This window comes from Flavobacteriales bacterium (assembly GCA_020635795.1).
Taxonomy (GTDB): domain Bacteria; phylum Bacteroidota; class Bacteroidia; order Flavobacteriales_E; family Vicingaceae; genus Vicingus.
Genome location: JACJZD010000001.1, coordinates 1,663,758 through 1,688,396, shown reverse-complemented (window position 1 = coordinate 1,688,396; position 24,639 = coordinate 1,663,758). Strand labels below are relative to the sequence as shown.

Below are 24,639 nucleotides of genomic sequence, written 5' to 3'. Positions count from 1 at the left end.
ATCTTCGGCTTTTTTTTATGGATTAGATTTATACTCTTTAAAGCAATCTTGTATTTCTTTAATTATTTCATAATCATTCGATTTTGAAATAAATCCATCGGAAAAATCACAATAAATCATAAACTTTTCTACTTCCAATTTATCAGTTAAGCCAGTTGCATTGGTAACAACCAAATTGTTAAATTTAGTAGATAAGAACGCTTTAAATCGATCTCTAGCTAACAATTCTTCATAACGTATTTTGCTTCTTCCTTGTTTGCTTAAATAGTCATATAATTTCGAAATACCACCTTCTATTATAATTCCAAAACCATTATTTCCTCGATATAAAAACAAATCGTTATCGAACATAAAAATATGAGGGTTTATTTGTTGTGTTGTATCTGGTATAAATAAATTAATAAAGGCTTCTTTAAACTCCTCGTAATCTTTATAAGGTATCACTGTATATTCATCTAGTTCATAATTTTTTGGTTTGAGATAAATATTGCTAGCAATATACTTAGCCTGTATAAATAATGTTTCATACCCTATGATTGAAAACCTTAATGTGTCGGTTGAGTTTACAGTAAAGCTAAATTGACCATTATAATCACTTATAACACCATGATTCGTTGTTAGATTTATGATGTGAACAAAACCAACAGAAGTTGAGTCTTTCTCAGTTAATATTTTGGAACTGATTTCAATTTTATCGAATTGAGCAAAAGCAAGTTGAGTTGTTAAACAAAACAAAATAAATAAATTCGCTTTTTTATTGTAAATCACCTTTCAAAAGTATCTATTATTAATTTTTCTAAACGTTAAAAAAATATAAATGTTTTTGAATGAAAACTGTTTATATAGTTGAGTTGACGACTATCTTTCCGTAATTTTGATTATCTATTGAGAGAAAAGTTGATAAGAGTAGTTGCTATATTGTTAATGTTTAGTTCTTGTGTTTACAACTCACAAGAGCCTTTACCTTTACCAAAATCAGGATCATCAACCCAAGATACTGTTGTTACTACTTCAATTACTTATACCAACTTTGTTAAAAAGCTGATGGATGATAATTGTGCTGCCTGTCATTCTGCTTCTGGTATAGGTATTTCACCTTTTTTAACCAACTACAATGAAGTGAAACAACAAGGCTTGAACGGAAGGATTAAAGCAAGAGTTATTGATGAAAATCCTACAAGAATGCCAATTGCCGCTAGTCTGTCTCAACCAGTTAAAGATACGCTGCAAATGTGGCTTAACGGTGGTATGCCTGAATAAGAGATTAAACATCAATGCTAAAAGCACCTTGTTTTAGAATTGACCAATAAACCACGTTTAATTGTTCGGCTTCATTTACCAATTTAGTATTGGTGTAATTTGAATTAGAAGAATCAATAATTAAAAACTTAAAATTGACCATTGTATTAATTTGGTTTAAAGTTAATCTACAGTTTTTTGTCCAAATCAAATAATCTACTTGTATTTTATTAGTCGGTCTAAAGGGTATAATGTTGTTGTCAACTATAGCCACTTGCTTGTTGTAAAATTGAAAGTAATTGTTTTTTGTAAAAAGGTTTTTATTGTCAATTTTATAGATGTTGGATAGCAAATGTGTTTTCTTTAATTGCTCAATATTTACAATTTTCTCCGTTTCCACACCTTTGTCTATCCAATTGTTTTGCACATGAAACATTAATTTGTTTTTGGTTTTGTGAAGTTTTTCATCCGTCACCAAAATATTGTCATCACCATCAATAAAATTAATGGCAGTATGTTTCGGGATATTATAAACAATAAATTTTCGTTGATTTAATAAATGGTATTTGTCGTAAGCTGTTAATGAAAGTAGTCCGATTGTTAAGAAGCTAAACATCAAAAAATAATAAAATTTACGATAAGCAATTAGCAATATAATGGATGTAATAATGAGGTAAATTAAAATGGTATCTGTAATGGTAAATTTAATTTGGTTGGTAACCGAAAAAGGTAGTTTATCGATAGTTGTTACCGACCAATTGAGTGAAAATACCACCCATTTTAAACCCAATCCTAAATAAATAGCAACTTGAGGAATAAAGCTGAAAGCTAAAGTAGTTAAGCCTAGAACTAAAATAAACAAGGCTAAAGGAATCACAATTAAATTGGAAAGCAAAAAGTAATTTGGGAATTGATGAAAATAATACAAACCCAATGGAAAAGTGGCAATTTGAGCAGCTATTGAAACTGTAATTAAACCCCAAATATATTTGGCAAGCCAATTTTTAGGTTCGTAAAAAGAATCAAACCAAGGTTGTATTAAAACAATTCCAGCAACTGCTGTGTATGATAATTGAAAACCCACATCAAAAATTAAAAATGGGTCGTAAACCAATAAACACAAAGCAGAAAGTGAAAGTGTATTAAAAAAATTCGAGTTACGATTAAACGCTTTGCCAACAATAACAAAACTAAACATAGAGGCTGACCTTAAAACTGATGGGGATAAACCTGTAATTAACGCATAAAACCATAATATGAGAACTAACAAAAGCCCTTTTATTAATGAACCGTATTTGATTTTATCTAAGAAGTTAAGCAACACGTTAAAAATCATAAATACGATGCCAACATGTAAGCCTGAAACTGCTAAAACATGCATAGCTCCAGCACTAGAATAAGCACTTTTTAATTGTGCTTCAATGTTGTTTTTATAACCTAAAATTAATGCTGAAGCAACTCCAAGTTCATTGTTGGTTAATCCAAATTTTTGCAAATTTGCAATTAATTGCTGCCTTAATTTATCAGCATAAACAAACATATCGAAGGTTTCGTGTTGGTTGATTAGTGTCCAATTGTTAGTTTTTAAAAAGGCTTGTTGTTTAATTAAGTGAAACGATAAATATTTTTTGTAATCGAACTCTAGTGGGTTTTTTGGTTCAGGTACATCTTTAAAATCGGGTTGAAAAGAGATTAAATCGCCCACTTGTAAACTTTCGGCTAAGCTATCTTTTTCAATAAACAAAATGGTTTTGCCCTCAATGCTAGTCCAATTTTCATTGGTTTTTGCCCCTTTAACTTCTAGCACACATTTAACTATTTTATCCTTTTTTGCAGGTGGTTCTGCAATTTCGCCAATTACAAGTTGATTATTTAGGTTTGTTAATGTTGGTTGATTGGTAGTTTTTAATTGAGTTATAACAATGCCTAATAAGAAAAATAAGCTATAAATATGAACCCCGAAAAGCCAACGTAATTTATAGTTCGAATTAATCTTTTTTATCGTAGTCAAAACCAAATAGCTGACAAAGAAAAGTGCGAACAAATACAATGCAACATCTTGTCGAAAGGAAAAGTAAACGGCACAAATTATTCCAACAATAAAAGGAATTAATAATCGCAATAATGGAAGTTGATTCAACCGATTCATGGTTCGGCTAATTTATTGTATTTTTGAATAAATAAAACAATTTCAATGCGAGTTTTTCTTATCCTTTTATACTTTATTCCGTTTTTACTTTTTGCACAAACTACGCAAGAAAAAATTGACAAACTCGAAAAAGAGTTGGAGTTGGTTGGCGAAAAAAATGCCCAATTAGTTGAACAACTCAATGAACTAAAACTCGAAAAAATTCGAGAAGATTTAGCCAAGATTGGTGTTCCAGAAACAAGTCCTGACGAAGAAATTATTTGCCACTCTGCCATGTGTTTGGTTTATGCCGAAAAACACGAACAAGCCAAATGGGTCGCTCACATTATTTTGCCTGACATTGTTAATGGAACTGAAAGTAGGTCGAATAATTTTAGACCAGACCCATTAATCAAAACGGGTAGTACTAATGATGAAGATTTCTTTTTAAAAACCAAACAAGCCAACGGAAAATACAAATACGACGGTTATGGTTACGATAGAGGTCATTTAGCACCTTCGGCAGATTTTAAATGGTCGAAAAAAGCTTTGTCTGAATCGTTTTATTATTCCAACATGTCGCCACAAGAACCACAGTTTAATAGGGGTAAATGGGCAGATTTAGAAGGGATGTTTAGAGAGTATATTGTCAGTAATCCAGATGTTCAGCTTTACATGGTTACTGGTCCTGTTTTGTATGATACGCTACCCAAAGTTGAACGTAGCCCGAATAAAGTTAGCTTGCCAGAGTTTTATTACAAAGTAGCAGTGGATTTAACCAACAATAGAGCTATTGGTTTTGTTATGCCCAACAAAAAATTAGAATACCCCATTTCTTCTTATGCAGTTTCTATCAATGAAATAGAAAAAGTAACGGGTATTAATTTTTATTATCAACTAAACGATTCAATAGAAGAGTTTTTAGAAGATCAAAAAATTATTACGGATTGGTTGCCCGAAAAACAAAAAAACGATGTAAAACCTTTATCACAGGCCACTTTGCCTCCTGGAGTTTTTAATACTGTTGTTGCTAAAAACCATATGAAATCAGGTAAAGCTATAACAGTACAAGGTACAGTAGTAAATTCTAGAAAAACCAAAGGAGGACACTTGTTTTTTAATTTAGATAAAAGCTACCCCAATCAAATTTTTACTGTAGTAATTTGGGCAAAAGACATCCCTAACTTTAGTTACGACCCTTTAACTGAATTTGATGGACAAGAAATAAAAGTAAAAGGAAAAGTGACCGATTTTGATGGTATACCTACCATGATAATTGAAAAAGAAAATGTGGTAGAAGTACATCAGGAAGGAAAAATGATAATGATTATTGAGTAATCTAAAAATCTTCCTTAAAAAAATCCAAAGCTTGTAAATCAATCATGTGTACATCTTTGTAGTAAAAATGTAAAATTTCGGCATACGAGTAGCCTAGCTTTGCCATACGCATAGCACCTTCTTGGCATAATCCAACGCCATGCCCGTAGCCTTTACCTTGTAAAATAATTTCGTTGTCGGTGGCTACCACATCAAACAAAGCCGATTTTAAATTCCAGTCTTTTCGTAAATCAACAAACGGTATTTTAATGTTTTGGTTTTCAAAATGCTGTTCGCGTCGGCATTGAAAATAATCTAAACCACATTCTTGGTAAAGCTCTTCTTTTGGGTGGTTGTGTTTATCGGTAAGGTAGTTTATCCAATCGGTTTTAGGTATCTTTTTTGTCCAAATGGCATTGTTCTCTTTTCTACAAAAGGTATCGGTTACCGAACGTAAATAATACACGCTTTGTCGCCAAACATCTTCCGAGTTAGCAGTTTGTCCGCCACAATTGGAGTAGAATGTAGCGGTAATTAAATTAATGTCGCTATCTACAATTACTATGTTTTTAGTTGCAATGGCAGCTTCCTTTATAATTATCGATTTTGGTTGTCCATTATAAGCTTGGCAATGCACTTGGTCGCACAAACTAAACCCTTCGGGCTGGTGTCTGTCAATGTTTTTTAATGCATAGGTTCTGCAAATAATGGCTTGTAGTTTAAAGTATTCTGCAGGCGGACTTCTTCCTACTTCCGACTCAACCACGCCACCAACATAATTGTCAATATCAACATTATTAATTAAGGTAAGTTGGTTGTAATAATTATTGATACTCACCAATAAATTATCTTCATAAAAAGTGATTTTACCCTCAGGTTTGTTTGTTTTAATTTTAAACGAATTTCTCCAAGACGTACCAATAAACTTAACCTTTTTAAAGCTACCTAAATCCTTGTCTAAGGTTTTTAAAGTTATATTGTTATTAGAGTAGGAGAGTTGTACAATATCTTCAATTGATATTTCTAAAAGTTTGCCGTTTTCGGTGTAAATGTTGTAGCTACCAACTTGAGGTGAAAAAATAAAAGAGGTAACTTTTTTATTGGCTAAAACACCAATGTTTAACACTTCTGCTTTGGCTAAAACAGAAGAAAATGCAATAATGAAAAAAAGTAGTATCCTAGATAATTTCACAACACAAAAATAGGGTTCTTAGCTTGGGGTTTATTGACTAATAAAAACACTTATTCACAAGTGGCGTTTAATTACGTTTAACCGAATTAAATGTTTTTATACCAATCAATTCATCGTAAAAGAGTGTTGGGTTTCGGTAATAAACTAAAATGGAATAGTCATTTTCGGTTTCAAAAAACGACCCTTCATAAGTAGTTAAATCACCTTTATTTTTAGCTCCATCTTTTACCACGCAATACATGTAGTTGTAATACCCTTGTTTCAATAAAACCACTTGCTCGTAGGTGTTGTTAAGAGTATCATAACTCATTTTAAACTCTTCTTTAAATTTCCAGTCAGTTAATTTTCCAAAAATGTAAACAGTTCCGTCTTTTAATTGAGGGTATTGTTTTAACGAAAAATGAACTTTAACATAGTTAGCTTCAATGTCAGAATCTGTAATGCTTTCATCACGTTTTATTAAAAAATTACCGTTCAAATCTGGCGAGGAGAGATAGCGTTTGTATGCTCGGCTTTCGTCATCAACCAAATAAATGTGAACACGTTTGTCTTTTTGTTCATACTGCATACGCTTAACATTAATGCTTTGAAACATTAATGATTTCATGTCAAAATTTCTAAATTCGTTTGAGCCATCAAAAACATTTTCTTCTTCATAATTGTAATCGAGCAACGAGCCATTCACATATCGAGGTTTTAACCCTGTTATGGCATTATCCCAACGGTAGTTTTGCATCAACACCACTTTTACTTGTTCGTAAGGGTTTTGTATTTGTACATTTTTATGGTCTATTTTAAAATCTATTTCTTGTCTAGAAAAACGCTCCATTACATTGGTCGCTTCTTTAACAGCATGAGTTATTTCAACCTTATTTTCTGCAACCATAAAACGTTTGGTAATAATAACTTTTTCGGTATCATAGCCATCATAAACCTTTAAAATATAATTGCCTGATATAATTGGACTAATAAACTCGTTGGGGAGTTCGATGCTATAATGAATAAATTGATTGTCGGTATTTAACGAATATTTATAGTTTTTAATGTCATCTTCGTAGTTGTAGGCTAAATATTGGTTTTGTCTAAGGTCAGATTTTTCCCAATTGGCGTTGCAATGAATAATGGTGTAGTGATAGTATTTTAATTCAAGACCAAAATCATCAAAAGAAATCTTTAGTTTGTTAGGGTCGCCCAAGGTAATAATGGGATAACTCATAATGTTAGAAGTGTTGTAAAACTGAACAGATTTAATGTTTTTATTGTAAGTATAATCGTCATTTCTTACAAAATTCTTTTGAGTATACTCGTCTAACGTATCATTTGGTTGAACTTTATTAGTAGATAAAGGATTTTTTCCATACGAAGAAATGGAGAATCCGATAATGAAAACTAGAATGTTGATTTTTTTCAATGCTATAATTTATTTGTTTATCAGTAAAATAACCTGATTGAACGATGATTAAAACTTCCCTATCAAAATTGTGATATTTTTCTTTAAAAATACTTGATTTGGTGATTCAAATTTATAAATTTGTTGCCAGATTTTATAAATACTGACACATGTCAAAAGAAATAAAAATTCGTAAAGGTGCAAACATCAAACTAAAAGGTGCTGCCGAAAAGCTTTACACAAACCCTGCCAATGTTTCTGAAATTGTATTAAAACCAGGTGATTTTCCAACATTAATACCAAAACTTATTGCCAAAGTTGGCGATAAAGTTAAAGCTGGAACACCATTGTTTTTTGATAAAGAAAACGATAAAATCAAGTTTACTTCGCCAATTAGTGGTGAAGTTACCGAAATTAACAGAGCAGAAAAAAGAAGAATTGTTGAAATTAAGGTGAAAGCTGATGGTCAGAATTCGTTCGAATCGTTTAAACAAGCTGACCCAAGTTCATTATCAAAAGAAGAAGTTTTAGAAAATCTATTGAAAAGTGGTGTTTGGCCTTTAATTCGTCAACGACCTTACGATGTTATAGCTAACCCTAACGACAAACCAAAAGCGATTCATATCACGGCTCTAGATACTGCGCCGTTGGCTCCAGATTATGGTTTTATTGTTCACGGACAAGCTGAAATATTTCAATTAGGATTAAATGCTTTGGCTAAATTAACTGAAGGTAAAGTTCATTTAAATGTAAATGGAAACGATAACCCTGATGAAGTATTTACCAATGCAAAAAATGTTCAAATCAATAGAGTATCAGGTCCACATCCAGCAGGTAATGTTGGAATTCAGGCACACCATATCGACCCAGTAAACAAAGGAGAAGTAATTTGGACATTAAGAGCCTTAGATGTTTTAACTATAGGTAGATTATTTAAAGAGGGTAAATACGATGCGTCTAGAACTGTTGCATTTGTTGGCTCAAAAGTAAAATCTCCAAAATATGTTAGAACTGTTTTAGGGGCAAATATATCAGACATTATTAATGGTAATGTTGAAGAGGGCGGAAGATACATTAGTGGAAATCCTTTAACAGGAACTCAAATTAGTGAAAATGGTCATTTAGGTTATTACGATTATCAATTATCCGTAATTCCAGAAGGTGGAAACAATCAATTTTTTGGTTGGATAGCTCCAGGTTTTGATAAATTCAGTTTATCAAGAACATTCTTCTCGTGGTTAACACCAAATAAAGAATATGACTTAAACACCAATATGAATGGTGAGGAAAGAGCTTTTGTGATGACTGGTGAATATGAAAAGGTTTTTCCAATGGACATTTACCCAGTGTATTTGTTAAAAGCAATGATTACAGAAGATATTGACAACATGGAAAAATTAGGAGTTTACGAAGTAGCTCCAGAAGATTTTGCTTTGTGTGAGTACGGTTGTACATCAAAAATAGAAACACAAAAGGTAGTAAGAGAAGCTTTAAATTTGGTTAAAAAAGAATGTAGTTAATAGTTGCAAAAACTAGAAACAAGCAACCAAAAACAAGAAATAAGAAACAAGAAACTAAAAAATGGAAGCATTAGAAAAATTCATGCAAAAAATCAAACCTAAAGCTGATGGGAAATTTCCTATAGCTCATACGGTTTGGGATGGAATGTACACGTTTTTGTTCGTTCCTGGACATACAAGTCACAACGGTACTCACATTAAAGATGGTATAGATTTAAAAAGAACCATGATTATGGTTGTTTTGGCGTTAGTTCCAGCTTTATTATTTGGTATATACAATGTTGGACATCAACATTTTTTAGCTCTTGGCGAAGTGGCTTTAGGGGATAATGTTTGTTCCATGTTTTGGGATAAATTTATCTACGGAGCTATTCAGGTGTTGCCAATAGTAATAGTTTCGTATGCAGCAGGTTTAGGAGTTGAATTTATTTTTGCAGCGGTTAAAAAACATGCAATTCATGAAGGGTTTTTGGTGTCGGGAATGTTAATTCCGTTGATTATGCCAGTTGATGTGCCATTGTGGATGGTTGCAGTTGCTACTATTTTTGCTGTAGTTATTGGTAAAGAAGTATTTGGTGGAACAGGTATGAACGTGGTGAACGTGGCTTTAGTAGCTAGAGCTTTTTTATTCTTTGCTTATCCAACAAAAATGTCGGGAGACCAAGTTTGGGTGAGTTTAGGTGATGGAAAAGCTGTTGATGGTTTTTCTGGAGCTACACCTCTTGGTAATGCAGTTCAAGGTGGAGTAGAAGCTATACCAAGTATGATGGAATCTATTATTGGCTTTATACCAGGTTCTATTGGCGAAACGTCTGTAATTGCAATTGGTTTAGGTGCATTAATATTAGTGATTACAGGTATAGGAAGTTTAAGAATAATGTTGTCGATGTGTGTTGGTGGTCTTTTAACAGGGTTAGCATTTAATGCATTAGGTACATCAGTTTATTCACAAGTACCAGCTTTACATCACTTAATGTTAGGTGGTTTTGCTTTTGGTGCTGTTTTTATGGCTACCGACCCAGTTACTGCTTCTCAGACCAATATTGGTAAAATTGTTTATGGATTGTTTATAGGTATGATGGCAATTTTAATAAGAGTTGCTAATCCAGCTTACCCTGAAGGTGTAATGTTGGCTATACTTTTAGGTAATGTGTTTGCTCCATTAATTGATAACATGGTGGTTTCAGCAAATATTAAGAAAAGATTAAAAAGAATAAAAACAGCATAATTATGGCTATTAACAGAGAAAGTAACGGATATACAATAACTTTTGCCATTATAATGGTAGTAATTGTTGGTGGTTTATTGGCTTTTATTTCAATGAGCTTAAAACCAGTTCAGCAAGCCAATGTTGATAATGAGAAGATGCAAAACATTCTTCAAGCTATTGGTATTGATGAAACAAAAGGTATTTCAAGGGATGAAGCAGGGAAAGCATTTCCTAATTTTATTACAAGAAGATTAACCATTAATTACAATGGTGAAATTTTAAGTGATAAGTCGGTGAATGACCCCATTGACCCAAAAGATAAATTAGATGCTTTTAACATTGATTTAAGAAAAGAGTATTCTAAATTTATTAAACCAATAATGAACAAAACAAAAGGAAATGCTGATTTGTTGGTTGAAGAATTAAAAAAATCTCAAGATATCCATTTCCCAATTTTTGTTTGCGAACACAATGGTGAAAAATATTTTGTGTTATCAGCAAGTGGTAAAGGTTTGTGGGATGATATTTGGGGTTATGTGTGTATTAAATCTGACTTTAAAACCATTAACGGTTCTGTATTCGACCACAAAGGTGAAACACCTGGGTTAGGTTCTAAAATTAAAGAAGATTGGTTTCAAGATCAATACATTGGTAAGTTAATAGCTAACGATAACGAATTTACATCAGTTAATGTATTAAAACCAGGGGCTACATTAAACGAGCACCAAGTTGATGGGATTAGTGGAGCAACGTTTACTGGTGTTGGTGTTCAAGAAATGTTAAAAAGAAATTTAGTGGTTTACTACAATTTTTTTAAGAGCAATCCTGAGTTTGCTGGAAATCAACCAGAAGAAGTAGTTACCGAAGAAATTGTTGTGAGTGATTCAACACTAGTTAGTGTAAATGATTCAATAAATTAATAAATCGCAAAAGTAAATTAGATTAATTATGAGCGAAGCAAAAAAAGAGTCTCTATTTTCAAAGAAAAATAGAAAGTTAATTACAGAGCCATTAAACACCATCAATCCTGTTACTATTCAGGTATTGGGTATATGTTCAGCATTGGCTGTAACGGTTCAAATGGATAATGCACTTATCATGTCTATTGCTGTGTTGGCAGTAACTACTTTAGGTAACGTAGTAATCTCTTTAATGAGAAACATTATCCCCAGTAGAATTAGAATTATTGTTGAGCTTGTGGTTGTAGCATTTTTGGTTATTTGTGTTGACCAAATTCTTAAAGCTTATGTATATGATGTTTCTAAATCATTATCGGTATTTGTTGGTTTAATTATTACCAACTGTATTATTATGGGACGTTTAGAAGCATTTGCTTTAGGAAACAAGCCTTGGGCGTCTGCTTTAGATGGTATAGGTAACGGATTAGGTTATGGTTTGGTTTTAGTTGTTGTTGCGTTTTTTAAAGAGGTTTTCGGGTCAGGGTTTTTAACCATACCGGGTTTAGGTAAATTGCAATTGTTACCAGATGCAGTTTTTGATATGGGCTATATGAATAACGGATTAATGTTATTGCCTCCGTCATCGTTGTTTATTGTGGCAATATACATTTGGGTTCAGAAAGCAAGAAACCCTCAATTAATTGGAGAATAATAAGTTTTAATACTATAAAGAAATGGAATTAGTTAATTTATTTATAAAAAGTGCCTTCATAGAAAATATGATTTTCACCTTCTTCTTAGGAATGTGTTCATATTTGGCAGTTTCAAAATCGGTAAAAACTGCAGTAGGTTTAGGTGCAGCAGTAATTTTTGTATTGTTGGTTACCGTACCAGTCAATTATTTGTTAGAAACCTATGTACTTAAAGAGGGTGCTTTATCTTGGTTAGGTGCTGAGTATGCTGATGTAGATTTAAGCTTTTTGAGTTTTATTATGTTTATTGCTGTTATTGCATCTATTGTACAATTGGTAGAAATGTTGGTTGAAAAGTTTTCTCCTGCTTTGTACGGGGCATTAGGTATTTTCTTACCACTTATTGCAGTAAACTGTGCTATTTTAGGAGCATCATTATTTATGCAACAAAAACAATTCTCTAATGTTGGCGAAGCTACAGTATATGGTGTAGGTTCTGGATTTGGATGGTTCTTAGCCATTGTGTTAATTGCTGCAATTAGAGAAAAAATTAAGTATTCCCACATTCCTGGTCCAATAAAAGGAGTAGGTATGGCTTTTATCCTTACAGGATTAATGGGATTAGCATTTTTAGGATTTTTAGGATTTGAACTTTAATATTTGAGATATGGATACTAGCGTAATATTAATAACCATAGTAGTTTTTTTAATTGTTGTTTTAGCATTAGTAAGTATTTTACTTTTTGCTAAGGCTAAATTAATGCCATCGGGCAAAATAAAAATTACGATTAACCATGATAAAGTGATTGAAGTTGATGGTGGAGGAACTTTACTGTCGACATTAGGTAACGAAGGTATCTTTTTGCCATCTGCTTGTGGTGGTGGTGGAACATGTATTCAATGTGTTTGTCAAGTGAATAGTGGAGGTGGAAGTATTCTTCCAACAGAGATTCCAAACTTTACAAGAAAGGAAATAGCCGAAAATTACCGTTTAGGTTGTCAGGTTAAGGTAAAAGAAGACATGGATATTCATATCCACGAAGAAATTTTGGGTATTAAAGAGTGGGAAGCAACTGTTGTTTCTAACTATAACGTGGCTACGTTTATTAAAGAGTTTATTGTTGAAATACCAGAAGACATGAACTACAAGGCAGGTGGTTATATACAAATTAAAATACCTGCATGTACGGTTAACTATAAGGACATGGATATTACTGCACATCCTCAAGATCATCCGGGAGAGCCAGATAAATTTAAAGCAGATTGGGATAAATTTAACCTATGGCCTTTGGTAATGAAAAATGACGAGGAAGTAGTTAGAGCTTATTCTATGGCTTCTTACCCTGCTGAAGGAAGAAAAATTATGTTGAATGTACGTGTTGCTACACCTCCTTTCGATAGAGCTAAAAATGGCTGGATGGATGTAAATCCGGGTATTGCTTCTTCGTACATCTTTAATTTAAAAGTTGGCGATAAAGCTATCATTTCAGGACCTTACGGAGAGTTCTTTATTAATGAGTCGGATGCTGAAATGCTTTATATTGGTGGTGGTGCTGGTATGGCTCCAATGCGTTCGCACTTGTACGAGTTGTTTAAAACATTAAAAACAGGTCGTAAAGTTACTTATTGGTATGGTGGTCGTTCAAAAGGAGAGTTGTTTTACATTCACTATTTTAGAGATTTAGAGAGAGATTTTCCAAACTTTAAATTTTACTTGGTATTGTCTGAGCCATTAGAATCAGATAATTGGAAAGTGATGAAAGACACCAATGATGAAGGAGATGGTTTTGTTGGGTTTGTGCACCAAGTGGTAATTGACCAATATTTAAGTAAACACGATGCTCCAGAAGATATTGAATTTTATTTCTGTGGACCTCCAATGATGAACAACGCCGTGGTTAACATGTGCGATCAATGGGGTGTACCAAAAGAAAATGTTCGTTTTGATGATTTTGGTGGATAAGCATCCTCAAATTAATATAAAAAAGCTCAACATTTGTTGAGCTTTTTTTATGGGTTTAACGTTGAGTGTATGCGTAGTGGCGGACTTCGGAGCTTCTCGCTATCAAACCGAAATGGAATTGATGCGAGCTGCAAACCTTGATATTTACTACTTTCCCCGCCATTACGTATGACACATTGTTAGCCATAGTTTTTTATTAGTATTTCTCTTTTTCTTTAATCTTGATGTCCGTAAGTTCAATTAGATACTCACAACATTTTGCATAATCAGAACCTCGTGGAGTCCACCTATCAGTTACATGATATTTTCCTTCATTGATTCCTTCAAGAATCCATTGTGCACCATCAGTTCCAAGAATCTCATTTGATGTTGATGGCATTTTCCAAAAATCAATCTGTGAAATCATTTTTTGAAATTCTTGCCATTTAGCTTCTGATATTTTCTTTTGTTTATCCACTATGATTTTACCAGGCTCATATCCCCCTGCACCATCACACTCTTTCCATGTCAATAGAATCTGCCCATTGTTATTATCTATACGAACAGCAATCGGGTTGTGAAATGTTCTTAACCATGTAAATCTGTATGAGTTATCTACTGAATAATCTTTGCACAAAATAGGTTCGCTCATTGCTCTAAGTTGACTCGAATACCAATTATTAACGAATAAAGCCAAATCTATTTCTTGCATTATATTTATCGTATAATTTAAATTCCAATCATCGCTAAAAGTACCTAAAGATTTTAAAGGGAAATATAAATCAGAGTGAACTTTGTAAGTTTTGTATTCCTTTATTTTTTGAGAATCTCCTAAATAATTTGCTAACTGTATCAATGGATACCTTAATAGTTCTCTTTTTGTGCTATCCAAAATAAAAGATTGCTCCAATCTGTTTAAAGACTTAGATGCTAATTCTTCCAAGTTAGAATTATTTGAGTCTTTTTTAAACTCGTCAATAAATATGAAATAGTATGTTTGTCCTAATAAAAAGTTTGCTTCAATATTTCCCTTGTCAAGCTGTAAGGCTTTCTCTAACGGGGCAATCTTATTGGAATCCGAAGGAAATGTTCTGCCAAATTTATACTTAGCCTCCAATATCAATGGAATTGGATTGGATTTATCACTTTCAACCAAATTTTGAAAGAAGGTATTAATTGAATCTGTGTAATTTATTGTAGTATCAATATCGGACTTTTCACGACCACTAAAAAACAATAGCTCTGGTGAATCATCGGTTTGATACCGATATGATTCCATTAAATAATCAATAGCTGATTCATTGTATTTATCCAGTTTAAAAATCTGATTACAAATCAGTTTTACTGAATCAAGTTTCAAGATTGGTGTATGTCTCAGCTTTAATTCAAGTTGTTCAATTGTCTGAGTAAATCCAGTTAAGCTTATTAATAATCCTAATATTATCAGTTTGTACTTCATATTTTCTTGGTTTGCAGGTCGTTTCTGAAATTATGGCTAACATGCGGCTAAACGCAAGTCCATTTGTAATTATTTGTAGTCGTTTGTAAATAATTGTAATTAGTTGTTGTCATTAAAAGTACAGAAAATAAAAAAGCTCCAACATTTTTGTTAGAGCTTTTTTATAGTGTGCTTATTTCTTAAGAAAAGAAGGTAATAAACGAATCTTCTGCAATTAAATGAGCTGGTTTTGGAAACTCACCATGCAATACCAAAACATTTTGGTGGTGGTGTTCTAAACTACTCAATTTTGTTCTGTTTAACAAAATAACGGTTGAATGTCCGTGATGGTCGGTTTTATCTAAAATGGTTTCACCATTAAAATCGCATTGCCAGTGTGTTTCACCCATTTCTTCTTTGTAAGCAATACTAATGGTAGGTACTTGATAATAATTATGTTCTCCAATCCCTTCAAAATCGAAGACCATTCTTACCAATCCACTCTCCGATATTAAATCTTCGTTTTTCAATCCAAGATCTTTAAACGATACTTTCCCACTTGTAGGAGTTTTAAAATTCACTTTAATTTCACCTTGATTAATTTCAATTGTTTGACTCATAGTTTTTGTTTTATTGGTTTATATCATAAAGTTATACCCCAAAAAACAAAAAAGCCCTGACATTTGTCAGGGCTAGTCATGTTATTTAACATGTTATTACTTCGCTTTAAAAGCATTTATCGCATTTCGCGTAAAATCAGATAAAACTAATTTTCCACTCATGCCAGCACGTTCAATTAGTAAAGTATCCCAATGTTCTGTTCCTTGCCAAAAAATGGTTTTTAACATGCTCATGGCTTCTGGGTTAGAGCTTGCTAATTTATTTGCTAAAACGTCTATTGCAGTATCCATTTCTTCAATGGTTTCAAATGTTTCGGCATAAAGCGATTTTTCTTTTGCCCAATCGGCACTATACCATTCGGTAGCATTTATTGCCAACATACTCATTGCCGATGTCCCTATTTTTCGTTCTACGGCTGGTCCAACCACAAAAGGACCAATACCTACAGCCAGCTCGCTTAATTTTACAGCAGCACCTTTGGTGGCGTAACAAATATCCACGGCACTAGCCATACCTACACCACCACCAACAGCTTTGCCTTGTACTCGCCCAATAATCAGTTTTGGGCATTTTCGTGCAGCATTAATTACATTAGCAAAACCTGAGAAAAACTTGGTGCCAGTTTCTAAATCGTTGATTGAAATTAATTCATCAAAACTTGCGCCAGCACAAAAGGCTTTTTCACCTTTCGATTTTAATATGATTACCTTAACTGCATCATTTTTACCTGCTTCAGTAATCGTTTCTGCAAGTTTGTTTAAAACTTTACCGGGTAACGAGTTACTCAAAGGATGAAAAAATTCAATGGTTGCAATTCCTTTTTCGTTTACGTTTATTTCTACTGTTCCTTGTTCTGTTGCTGTATTCATTGGTGTTTGGTGTTTGGTGTTTGGTGTTTGGTGTCAAGAAAAATCTAAACACAATCCACTAAACACTAGTTACTATATCTTTTCTTCTGAAAATGTTAAAATGTATCCGTTTAAATCTACTATCGAAAACTCAATGGTATCGTAGAACGTACTTTCTAAATCTGAAATAATTTCTACTTCATTGTCTACCAATTCTTCGTGTAGTTCTGTAATTCTATCTACCTTAATGTAAAACGTTAAACCACCTCCAGGTTTTTGAGATTTTAATTTTGGCATTTCATCTTTTAAACTTTTTGCAGATTGAAACATCAAAACCACATCGTTTCGTTTTATCATCGCCCAATCAGGATTTCCCTTTTCAGGAACTGTTCTTAATAAAGTAAAACCTAATAAATCGGTATAGTATTCAATGGCTTCTTCTACATTGTTAACCATTAGGTTAGGGGTAAGTGAATTTAGCATTTTAGTGTTTAGTTTTTCGTGTATAGTTTTTTGTGTTTTTAGAGTTTTGATTTATGGTAATTGATAAAACCATTTAATAACTTCTTACAATTAGTGCTTTGTAAAAGTATTTCATTTAATTGATTTTCTGAAATATAACCTAAATCACTTGCAATTAAAAGTTGGGCATCAACTTCATATAAAGAGCCTCTTGAAATATAGAAGAATTGCAAAGAATCCTTAACATGATTTCTTCCAACTCCTTCAGCTAAATTTGATAATATCGAAATTGAAGCTCTTCTAACTTGATTTGATAGACCATAAATTTCTTCACTTGGGAATCCTTTAGAAACCTCATATACGCTTGTAACAAAGCTTCGACATTCTTTAAATACATCCAAATTTGTATAATCTAAAAAAGCCATTTTTTCTGTTTTAGTGTATAGTGTTTCGTTTATAGGAATTTTTTTTACTAAAAACAAAACACTAAAAACGATAAACTATTGTTCTTTAAATTTTACCATGGTTAATATAGTTGCTAAAGCAACAGTTTCTCCAGTTTCGTCATACACATCAACCAAGAATTTCACAATTCCTTTTTTAATGTCCATTCCTTTTGGAATTTCTTCTCCCTCAGCAAATTCTTTTTTCTCTTGCGAAATTTTTTCTTTAGCTGTAAAACGAACACCTATGGTCATTCCAGGGTAAACTGGTTTTACAAACCTACATTCTTCTAAACCATAGTTTAATAACACAGGGCCTTTTTTACCATCAACAAACAAACCAGCTGCTTTTGATAATACCCAATATCCGTGTGCTACGTTACGTTCAAAAATAGTTTCTTCAAGCGATGTAGCATCTACGTGAGCATAAAAATGGTCGCCACTAACATTGGCAAAATTTACAATGTCGGCATCGGTAACGGTATGTTTACGAGTAATAACAGTTTCTCCAATTTGTATTTCTTCAAAATATTTTTGGAAAACGTGTTTGTCAAATTCAGTTTGCTCAGCACCGTATTGGTACTGGTTGGTAATTTTGGTAATCATGGTTGGAGAGCCTTGTATGGCGGTACGTTGCATGTAATGTAAAATGCCTCGTTTTCCACCCATTTCTTCACCACCTCCAGCTCTTCCTGGTCCACCGTGTGTTAATAACGGCATTGGAGAACCGTGTCCAGTACTTTCTTTAGCACAAGCTCTATTTAAAACCAAAATACGACCGTGCATGCAAGCTGCACCCATCACAAATTCTTTAGCAATTTTATCATCGTTAGTTACAATAGAACAAACCAACGAACCTTTACCCATTTTAGCCAATTCAATAGCTTCGTCAAGATTTTTGTAAGGAATAATGGTTGAAACTGGTCCAAATGCCTCAATGTTATGACAATCTGTATTTACAAAAGGGTTTTCATTCACAAATAAAATTGGCGACATAAATGCTCCCCTGCTTTTATCTGCACCAACAACTTCATAATTATCTAAATTTCCAAACACCATTTTTTGTGTTTTAGAAAGTTGTTCTACTTTTTCTCTAACCTCTTTTACTTGTTCTAAACCAGCTAAAGACCCCATTCTAACACCTTCTACTGCTGGATTTCCAATTACGGTTTGAGCCAATCTTTTTCCTAAAGCAATTTGTACATCTTCAACTAGTTTCTCAGGCACAATTATTCTTCGAACTGCAGTACATTTCTGTCCTGCTTTTACGGTCATTTCACGCTGAACTTCTTTAATAAACAAATCAAATTCTTCCGTTCCTGGAACAGCATCTTCACCTAAAATAGAAGCATTTAATGAATCCGCTTCCATGTTAAATGGAACAGCTTCTTCTAATAAACGTGGATGAGATTTTAACATTTTTCCAGTTGAAGCTGAGCCTGTAAAGGTTACTACGTCTTGGTTGGTTACATGGTCTAATATTCCATTTGCTGAACCACAAATAAGTTGTAAAGCTCCTTCAGGTAAAATTTTAGATTCGATAATATCTTTAACCATTACTTCGGTTAAAAACGAAGTTAATGTTGCTGGTTTAACTATAGCAGGAACACCAGCCATAAAGTTTACCGCAATTTTTTCTAACATTCCCCAAATAGGAAAGTTAAAAGCATTAATGTGAATAGCGACACCTTGTTTAGGTACCATAATATGGTGACCAATAAATGTTCCGCCTTTAGAAAGTGGTGCAGTTTCTCCATCAATATAAAAAGGTTCATCAGGAAACTGACGGCGTAAACTTGCATTGGCAAATAAATTTCCAATACCACCTTCAATGTCAATCCAACTGTCCACTTTTGTAGCACCTGTTTTAGCACTTACGGTATAATATTTTGCTTTTAACGACATTAAGTGTAAGGCTAAGGCTTTTAACATCAATCCTCGTTCTTGAAAAGTCATTTTGCGTAATGCTGGTCCACCTACTTTTCTAGCATAATCCATCATGGCAGAAAAATCCAACCCTTCACTCGATGCTGAATACTCTTGTTCGCCAGTTATGGCATTAAACAAAGCTTTATCTTTTCCAGTTCCTTCAACCCATTTTCCTTGAGCGTAATTTTGTAGTTTCATCATTATACTTTCTGTGTTTTATTAGTGGCTCTAAATTACAAGTTTGGATTATATTCTACAACATAAAAACTGTTGTATTTAAATCAAATTCTCGACTGATAAGTGAATAAATTAAAATACCTGCCTTCCGATTTGATTAATTCATCGTGAGTTCCTTTTTCAGCTATTTTGCCATTTTCAATAACTAAAATTTGATGAGCCATTTTAATGGTGCTTAATCGGTGAGCAATAACAAAGGTAGTTCGACCTTTCATTAATTCCGATAAACTTTTTTGAACCATCATTTCACTTTCACTATCTAAACTTGAAGTTGCTTCGTCTAAAATGAGTAGTTTGGGGTCTGCTAAAATGGCTCTTGCAATAGCAACTCGTTGTCGTTGACCACCTGACAGTTTAACTCCACGCTCCCCAATTATGGTATTGATTCCTAGTTCAAACCTATCGGTAAATTCATTTACATACGCCATTTTTATTGCATTTTGAATGTCGGTATCAGAAGCATCAGGTTTTGAAAAAAGAATATTTTCTTTGATAGTACCTTCAAAAAGAAAGTCGTCTTGAAGTACCAAACCAATATTTTTTCTGAAAGAACTCAAGGATAATTTTGAGATATCATTTCCATCAACATAGATTTTGCCAGTAGTTGGGTTTAAGAATGATGCAACTAAACCAGCTATTGTTGATTTTCCGGAACCTGATGAGCCAACTAAAGCCGTTATTGATCCAGCTTTTGCAGTGAATGAAATATCCTTTATCACATTTTTATCTTCTTCATAAGCAAATGAGACATTCTTAAATTCAATATCACCATTAAAATGGTTCAATTCGTTTATCCTATTTTCGTCCTCATCTTCACTTTTCATGTTCATCAATTCTTCTGTTCGGTCAAGTCCAGAGAAAGCTTCTGTTAATTGAGTACTAATATTGCTCATTTGAACAATTGGAGCAATTAAAAAACCTAAATACAAAGTGAATGATAGGAAATCGCCAAGCGTTAATTCTTCGTGCATTATTTTATAACCTCCAATACCCATTATAGCCACTGAAGCAAATCCTAATAAAAGTGTAGCTAAACTATAGATAAGCGCAGATGTTGTTAATGTGGATTTCACATTATTAAATATGGCTGTTACACCTTGTTCAAAAATGGTAGTTTCAAATCTTTCGGCATTAAACCCTTTAATTATTCGAATACCACCAAGTGTTTCAGTTAATCTTCCTGTAACTTCTGATTCAATTTTTCTTCTATTTTTAAAAATGGGTCTAATTTTTTTGAAAGCAAAAAATGAAACCACACCAAAAATTAATACAGGAACTAGGACATATAGTGTTAACGACCAGCTTATGTTTATTAATAATACCAGTGATGCAACAGAAGTTATAATTCCTCCGACTAATTGAATAAGACCTGTGCCAACAATGTTTCTAACACCTTCAACATCATTCATCACCCTAGAAACCAAAGCTCCTGTTTTATTGTTGTCGAAAAAACTAATTGGTAACGAGAGTATTTTTTTTTGAACTTCAACCCTTAATTCTGATATAAATCGTTGAGCTTCTACACTAATTATTTTGGTTAAAAGAAATGAAGAAATGGATTGAATAATGATAGCAATAGACACAACTAACAACAGTATTTTAAGTAACTCAAAATTTTGTTTTTGAATAACATCGTCGATTAAAAATTTACTTGCACCAGGAAGAATTAAACCAGAAATTCTACTTATAAAAATGAGTAATAAACCTATTAATACAAGTTTTTTACGAGGCCAAATAATGGTTTTAAATACTTTAGCTAACGATATTTTTTGTTTACTCATCGATGTTTTTGTAATTAATTAGGTTTTTATAATGCATAACTAAGGGGATTATCGAAACTAATATAAATAATCCTCCAATACAATATGCCCAAATTATATTATTTGAATGATTAAAAAAGGGTAATGTGAAAATTCCAATAAAAACGAATCTTAGAAAGATATTTATGGTATTGAAAACGCTTCCTGTTCTACCTATAATATTATTAGGTATATGTTCAAACAAATATGTTATTCTAACAATTCGAGCACCAGCATTGGTAAGGCCTAAGATAAAACTAACCAACATTAGCATAGTTACATCTTTAGTAAAAGCAAGGAGTTCAAAAGCGATAAAACTTAAAAACATCAAAATTATAATTGCATTTATGGTATTTGTTTTTCTAAATGCCCATCGAATACCAATACCCGACAATAATGCTCCAACAGCATAAATCATTTCGCCAAGGGCATAAATACCTGAATTGGCTTGTAAATGTTTATCAACATATATAGGCATTAATTGATGAACATGAATGAGTAATATTACAAATATGGCAAATGAAGCTGTACCAAAATGCAATAAAAGTGGGTGTTTTTTTAAATAAGAGAAACCTTGTGTTAGCCGATTCCAAACTGAGCTTTTGTCAACTTCAAGTGATTTAATAGGTGTGTATTTAATTAATAGGATTAGAAAAAATGCGACCACATATGTAGAGGCATCTAACATAAATATCTCGTATAAAGTCCAAGGCTCAATATTAAAATTAATTAAATTAGATAAACCTAACTGAGATAAAAATGCCTTATTAACTCCAGTAAGTAAAAGGGCAGCAAAAACTCCTGATATTATACTCGTTGATTGACCTATAATTTCAATCAGTGAGTTTGTTTTACCATAATTATGCTTTTCAGAAATTTCTTGTCCAAATGCATATAAAGTTGGATAATGAATGTTGTAGTTGAAAATGGTAAAACAAAATACAACTGCGACTAAAATTGTTGGAACATAACCAAGGTAATAACCAATTAAAGAAACACTAAAAAGAATAATAAAACTCACTACACAAGTACTCAAAAAGATAATTTTTCGAGAATATCTATCGATTAAAGTTCCTGCATACAGTCCCCAAAATAATGAGATGATAGTTGTAATGGCATATATAATTCCAAATGTAGTGCTATCGTTTAAAACCGAAGCAAAGTACCATGGAATGGCAAGCATACTTATTCCTTGAGCAAATCCAGAAATGGTATTTGCAGCAAAGAGAAAGTTTAATGCTTTTTTGTTTTTCAATTCTTTATTTTTGAAGAAGGTAAAATTAGGGTTTAATGTCCAGTTTATATAAAAATATGTCGAGCGAAAGAGCTCTTGAAAAAGCAATGAGATATTGTTCGTTTCAAGAACGTTGTGTTTTTGATGTGGAAAATAGATTTAGAGCTTGGAATGTAAAAAGAGAAGATTGGGATAAACTGATAGATAGTTTAATTGAACAAGATTTTTTAAATCAAAAAAGATATGTTGAAGCTTTTGTTCGGGGTAAATTTTTAATCAAAAGGTGGGGAAAAAATAAGATAAAAGCTGAATTGTTTCAAAAGAAAATATCAGGTAATGTTGTTGATAAATCTATTGAAACTGAGATTTTAGAAGAAGATTATTTTAAAACCATAAAACTACTTATCGAAAAGAAAAGACATTTGATTAAGGATGAGGATAAATCGAAAATTAAAGAAAAGATTTTCAGGTACTTATCAAGTAAAGGATATGAAACAGAATTGATTTTCAGATTTTTAAATTAACTAAAGTTCTTGGTTTTATTTATAACTTGTTAATAATAACTTGCTGAATAATTAGAATAGTAATGAATCAGTTTTTAAATTTACGGCTATTCGTAAAGTTTGAGGGGTAAAAAATGAGTAAAAACAGACAACCAAGTTTAATACAATCAATAATTCCAATAATTATTTTAATTGGGTTGTTGGCGGTTAATGTTTTACAAGTTTATGGAGATGGAGCTTTAGATGGGGCAAATCAATTAGCATTATTGCTTGCTGCAACTGTAGCCGGTGTAATTGGAATTTACAACGGATTTGATTTTGAAAGAATTATAGAGGGTATTACCAAAAGTATACATTCTGCATTACCAGCTATAATTATTTTATTACTAATAGGGGCTTTAGCAGGAACATGGTTGTTGAGCGGAGTTGTACCAGCAATGATATATTATGGGTTAGACATCCTAAATCCCAAAATATTTTTATTTGCAACGTGTATTATTTGTTCTATAGTTTCAATAGCTACAGGTAGTTCGTGGAGTACAGTAGCAACGGTAGGTATAGCTTTATTAGGTATAGGCAAAGCTTTGGGTATTGGCGAGCCAATAATTGCAGGTGCAATTATTTCTGGAGCATATTTTGGCGATAAAATGTCTCCATTATCTGATACTACTAACTTGGCTCCGGCAATGGCAGGGACTGACTTGATTACCCATATAAAATACATGACTTTAACTACAATTCCCTCGATTGTTATCACTTTAATTATCTTTTTAATTATTGGCTTCTTTTACGAGCCAGGAAACCAAACTGGTCAGGTAGATGCTTTACAACTTGCTATTTCTTCTAAATTTAACATTACACCATGGTTATTTCTTGTGCCTCTTGTGGTAATTGGATTAATCTTGTTGAAGATTCCTGCAATTCCATCATTGTTTCTAGGAAGTTTATTGGGAGGATTTTTTGCCATTATGTTTCAAGGAGAATTAATTCATGAATTGTTTGCAGATACAAGTGTTTTTAAATCTTCTTATAAAGCAGTGGTTAACTCAATGACTACAGATGTTGCAATTGTTACTGAAAATGAATTGGTTAACGAATTATTGTCTTCAGGCGGTATGAAAGGGATGTTGAATACTATTTGGTTGATTTTATGTGCAATGATTTTTGGGGGTGTAATGGAAATTACTGGAATGTTAAAACGAATAACAAAATCAATAATTGGTCTTGCAAAAAATGACGGTTCTTTAATAGCAACAACAACAGCATCGTGTGTTGTATTTAATGTTACCGCTTCCGACCAATATTTAGCAATAGTAGTTCCTGGCAAAATGTTTGCAGAAGAGTACAAAGAAAGAAATTTGCATCCAAAAGTACTAAGTCGTACTTTAGAAGATTCTGGAACAGTTACTTCTGCATTAATACCATGGAATACTTGTGGTGCTTATCATTCGGGAGTATTAGGAATTGCAACTGGAGATTATTTTATGTATTGCTTTTTTAATTTAATTAGTCCTTTAATGACCATAGTGTTTGGATTTTTTAATATAAAAATTGCAAAATTAAATGAGGAAAAATTAAAAGAATAAATTATTTTTA

At 32.6% G+C, this 24,639-nt stretch carries 22 protein-coding genes; 10 read left to right on the top strand and 12 right to left on the bottom strand.

Translation table 11 applies throughout. The annotated features are described in order from the left end of the window. Positions 1 to 15 precede the first annotated feature (15 nt). Positions 16 to 735 carry a carboxypeptidase-like regulatory domain-containing protein gene (locus tag H6589_07505; protein MCB9174439.1) on the bottom strand — a complete coding sequence of 240 codons (720 nt, stop codon included), beginning with the start codon at positions 733 to 735 and terminating at the stop codon, positions 16 to 18. A 162-nt stretch (positions 736 to 897) separates the two neighbouring features. Between H6589_07505 and H6589_07500 the strand changes: the two genes are divergently transcribed. Further along, positions 898 to 1,260 (top strand): hypothetical protein, encoded by a 363-nt coding sequence (locus tag H6589_07500; GenBank protein ID MCB9174438.1) that lies wholly within the window; start codon positions 898 to 900, stop codon positions 1,258 to 1,260. A gap of 4 nt (positions 1,261 to 1,264) precedes the next feature. Here H6589_07500 and H6589_07495 read toward each other — a convergent pair whose 3' ends face one another. Continuing rightward, positions 1,265 to 3,388, bottom strand: coding sequence for a ComEC family competence protein (locus H6589_07495; GenBank protein MCB9174437.1), 2,124 nt, complete (start codon positions 3,386 to 3,388; stop codon positions 1,265 to 1,267). Positions 3,389 to 3,433: 45 nt separating this feature from the next. Between H6589_07495 and H6589_07490 the strand changes: the two genes are divergently transcribed. Next, positions 3,434 to 4,705: a DNA/RNA non-specific endonuclease gene (locus H6589_07490; protein ID MCB9174436.1), complete on the top strand. Its 1,272-nt coding sequence runs from the start codon at positions 3,434 to 3,436 to the stop codon at positions 4,703 to 4,705. Between the two features lies 1 nt (position 4,706). On the opposite strand, the gene H6589_07485 is transcribed toward H6589_07490, so the two are convergent. Both H6589_07485 and H6589_07480 read right to left on the bottom strand, forming a co-directional pair. Continuing rightward, complete coding sequence (locus tag H6589_07485; protein MCB9174435.1) at positions 4,707 to 5,876, bottom strand: SpoIID/LytB domain-containing protein; 1,170 nt, start codon at positions 5,874 to 5,876, stop codon at positions 4,707 to 4,709. A 67-nt stretch (positions 5,877 to 5,943) separates the two neighbouring features. Continuing rightward, positions 5,944 to 7,287 (bottom strand): DUF5103 domain-containing protein, encoded by a 1,344-nt coding sequence (locus H6589_07480; protein MCB9174434.1) that lies wholly within the window; start codon positions 7,285 to 7,287, stop codon positions 5,944 to 5,946. A gap of 149 nt (positions 7,288 to 7,436) precedes the next feature. On the opposite strand from H6589_07480, the gene H6589_07475 reads away from it, so the two are divergent. The 6 genes from H6589_07475 to H6589_07450 all read left to right on the top strand — a co-directional run bounded on the left by H6589_07475 (position 7,437) and on the right by H6589_07450 (position 13,550). Next, the gene (locus H6589_07475; GenBank protein MCB9174433.1) at positions 7,437 to 8,786 is read left to right on the top strand and encodes a Na(+)-translocating NADH-quinone reductase subunit A; all 1,350 of its coding nucleotides are present in this window, start codon (positions 7,437 to 7,439) and stop codon (positions 8,784 to 8,786) included. A gap of 61 nt (positions 8,787 to 8,847) precedes the next feature. Beyond that, entirely contained in the window at positions 8,848 to 10,014 is a 1,167-nt protein-coding gene (locus H6589_07470; GenBank protein ID MCB9174432.1) for an NADH:ubiquinone reductase (Na(+)-transporting) subunit B, read from the top strand. A 2-nt stretch (positions 10,015 to 10,016) separates the two neighbouring features. Next, on the top strand, positions 10,017 to 10,916 hold the full coding sequence (gene nqrC, locus H6589_07465) for an NADH:ubiquinone reductase (Na(+)-transporting) subunit C (GenBank protein ID MCB9174431.1): 900 nt from the start codon (positions 10,017 to 10,019) through the stop codon (positions 10,914 to 10,916). Between the two features lie 28 nt (positions 10,917 to 10,944). Next, the gene (locus H6589_07460; GenBank protein ID MCB9174430.1) at positions 10,945 to 11,607 is read left to right on the top strand and encodes an NADH:ubiquinone reductase (Na(+)-transporting) subunit D; all 663 of its coding nucleotides are present in this window, start codon (positions 10,945 to 10,947) and stop codon (positions 11,605 to 11,607) included. A gap of 22 nt (positions 11,608 to 11,629) precedes the next feature. Further along, positions 11,630 to 12,244 (top strand): NADH:ubiquinone reductase (Na(+)-transporting) subunit E, encoded by a 615-nt coding sequence (gene nqrE / locus H6589_07455; GenBank protein MCB9174429.1) that lies wholly within the window; start codon positions 11,630 to 11,632, stop codon positions 12,242 to 12,244. 10 nt (positions 12,245 to 12,254) lie between these two features. Beyond that, a complete protein-coding gene (locus H6589_07450) occupies positions 12,255 to 13,550 on the top strand; it encodes an NADH:ubiquinone reductase (Na(+)-transporting) subunit F (protein ID MCB9174428.1) in 1,296 nt (431 codons plus the stop codon). 196 nt (positions 13,551 to 13,746) lie between these two features. Here the strand turns inward: H6589_07450 and H6589_07445 are convergent, their stop codons facing one another. From H6589_07445 to H6589_07410, 8 genes are all read right to left on the bottom strand, one after another. Further along, a complete protein-coding gene (locus tag H6589_07445) occupies positions 13,747 to 14,889 on the bottom strand; it encodes a hypothetical protein (GenBank protein MCB9174427.1) in 1,143 nt (380 codons plus the stop codon). A gap of 278 nt (positions 14,890 to 15,167) precedes the next feature. Continuing rightward, entirely contained in the window at positions 15,168 to 15,587 is a 420-nt protein-coding gene (locus H6589_07440) for a hypothetical protein (GenBank protein MCB9174426.1), read from the bottom strand. A gap of 96 nt (positions 15,588 to 15,683) precedes the next feature. Next, positions 15,684 to 16,457: an enoyl-CoA hydratase/isomerase family protein gene (locus H6589_07435; GenBank protein MCB9174425.1), complete on the bottom strand. Its 774-nt coding sequence runs from the start codon at positions 16,455 to 16,457 to the stop codon at positions 15,684 to 15,686. A 72-nt stretch (positions 16,458 to 16,529) separates the two neighbouring features. Further along, complete coding sequence (locus H6589_07430) at positions 16,530 to 16,919, bottom strand: VOC family protein (protein MCB9174424.1); 390 nt, start codon at positions 16,917 to 16,919, stop codon at positions 16,530 to 16,532. Positions 16,920 to 16,957: 38 nt separating this feature from the next. Further along, entirely contained in the window at positions 16,958 to 17,323 is a 366-nt protein-coding gene (locus H6589_07425) for a four helix bundle protein (protein MCB9174423.1), read from the bottom strand. Positions 17,324 to 17,398: 75 nt separating this feature from the next. Continuing rightward, on the bottom strand, positions 17,399 to 19,471 hold the full coding sequence (gene paaZ, locus H6589_07420) for a phenylacetic acid degradation bifunctional protein PaaZ (protein ID MCB9174422.1): 2,073 nt from the start codon (positions 19,469 to 19,471) through the stop codon (positions 17,399 to 17,401). An 80-nt stretch (positions 19,472 to 19,551) separates the two neighbouring features. Next, positions 19,552 to 21,288, bottom strand: a complete 1,737-nt coding sequence (locus H6589_07415) for an ABC transporter ATP-binding protein (GenBank protein MCB9174421.1) — start codon at positions 21,286 to 21,288, stop codon at positions 19,552 to 19,554. Beyond that, positions 21,281 to 22,561, bottom strand: coding sequence for an MFS transporter (locus tag H6589_07410; GenBank protein ID MCB9174420.1), 1,281 nt, complete (start codon positions 22,559 to 22,561; stop codon positions 21,281 to 21,283). The genes H6589_07415 and H6589_07410 overlap by 8 nt, the downstream gene beginning before the upstream one ends. A gap of 35 nt (positions 22,562 to 22,596) precedes the next feature. Here H6589_07410 and H6589_07405 point away from each other — a divergent pair, with 35 nt between their 5' ends. Together H6589_07405 and nhaC are read left to right on the top strand one after the other, a co-directional pair. Beyond that, positions 22,597 to 23,064 (top strand): RecX family transcriptional regulator, encoded by a 468-nt coding sequence (locus tag H6589_07405; GenBank protein MCB9174419.1) that lies wholly within the window; start codon positions 22,597 to 22,599, stop codon positions 23,062 to 23,064. 113 nt (positions 23,065 to 23,177) lie between these two features. Then, positions 23,178 to 24,629: a Na+/H+ antiporter NhaC gene (nhaC, locus tag H6589_07400; GenBank protein MCB9174418.1), complete on the top strand. Its 1,452-nt coding sequence runs from the start codon at positions 23,178 to 23,180 to the stop codon at positions 24,627 to 24,629. Positions 24,630 to 24,639 lie beyond the last annotated feature (10 nt).

What these genes read in the sequence shown, in the direction of transcription:
- H6589_07495 (MCB9174437.1), bottom strand. Translation starts at nt 3,388, where the DNA reads ATGAATCGGTTGAATCAACTTCCATTATTGCGATTATTAATTCCTTTT.
- H6589_07490 (MCB9174436.1), top strand. Translation starts at nt 3,434, where the DNA reads ATGCGAGTTTTTCTTATCCTTTTATACTTTATTCCGTTTTTACTTTTT.
- H6589_07475 (MCB9174433.1), top strand. Translation starts at nt 7,437, where the DNA reads ATGTCAAAAGAAATAAAAATTCGTAAAGGTGCAAACATCAAACTAAAA.
- H6589_07470 (MCB9174432.1), top strand. Translation starts at nt 8,848, where the DNA reads ATGGAAGCATTAGAAAAATTCATGCAAAAAATCAAACCTAAAGCTGAT.
- nqrC (MCB9174431.1), top strand. Translation starts at nt 10,017, where the DNA reads ATGGCTATTAACAGAGAAAGTAACGGATATACAATAACTTTTGCCATT.
- H6589_07460 (MCB9174430.1), top strand. Translation starts at nt 10,945, where the DNA reads ATGAGCGAAGCAAAAAAAGAGTCTCTATTTTCAAAGAAAAATAGAAAG.
- nqrE (MCB9174429.1), top strand. Translation starts at nt 11,630, where the DNA reads ATGGAATTAGTTAATTTATTTATAAAAAGTGCCTTCATAGAAAATATG.
- H6589_07450 (MCB9174428.1), top strand. Translation starts at nt 12,255, where the DNA reads ATGGATACTAGCGTAATATTAATAACCATAGTAGTTTTTTTAATTGTT.
- H6589_07440 (MCB9174426.1), bottom strand. Translation starts at nt 15,587, where the DNA reads ATGAGTCAAACAATTGAAATTAATCAAGGTGAAATTAAAGTGAATTTT.
- H6589_07435 (MCB9174425.1), bottom strand. Translation starts at nt 16,457, where the DNA reads ATGAATACAGCAACAGAACAAGGAACAGTAGAAATAAACGTAAACGAA.
- H6589_07430 (MCB9174424.1), bottom strand. Translation starts at nt 16,919, where the DNA reads ATGCTAAATTCACTTACCCCTAACCTAATGGTTAACAATGTAGAAGAA.
- H6589_07425 (MCB9174423.1), bottom strand. Translation starts at nt 17,323, where the DNA reads ATGGCTTTTTTAGATTATACAAATTTGGATGTATTTAAAGAATGTCGA.
- paaZ (MCB9174422.1), bottom strand. Translation starts at nt 19,471, where the DNA reads ATGATGAAACTACAAAATTACGCTCAAGGAAAATGGGTTGAAGGAACT.
- H6589_07415 (MCB9174421.1), bottom strand. Translation starts at nt 21,288, where the DNA reads ATGAGTAAACAAAAAATATCGTTAGCTAAAGTATTTAAAACCATTATT.
- H6589_07405 (MCB9174419.1), top strand. Translation starts at nt 22,597, where the DNA reads ATGTCCAGTTTATATAAAAATATGTCGAGCGAAAGAGCTCTTGAAAAA.
- nhaC (MCB9174418.1), top strand. Translation starts at nt 23,178, where the DNA reads ATGAGTAAAAACAGACAACCAAGTTTAATACAATCAATAATTCCAATA.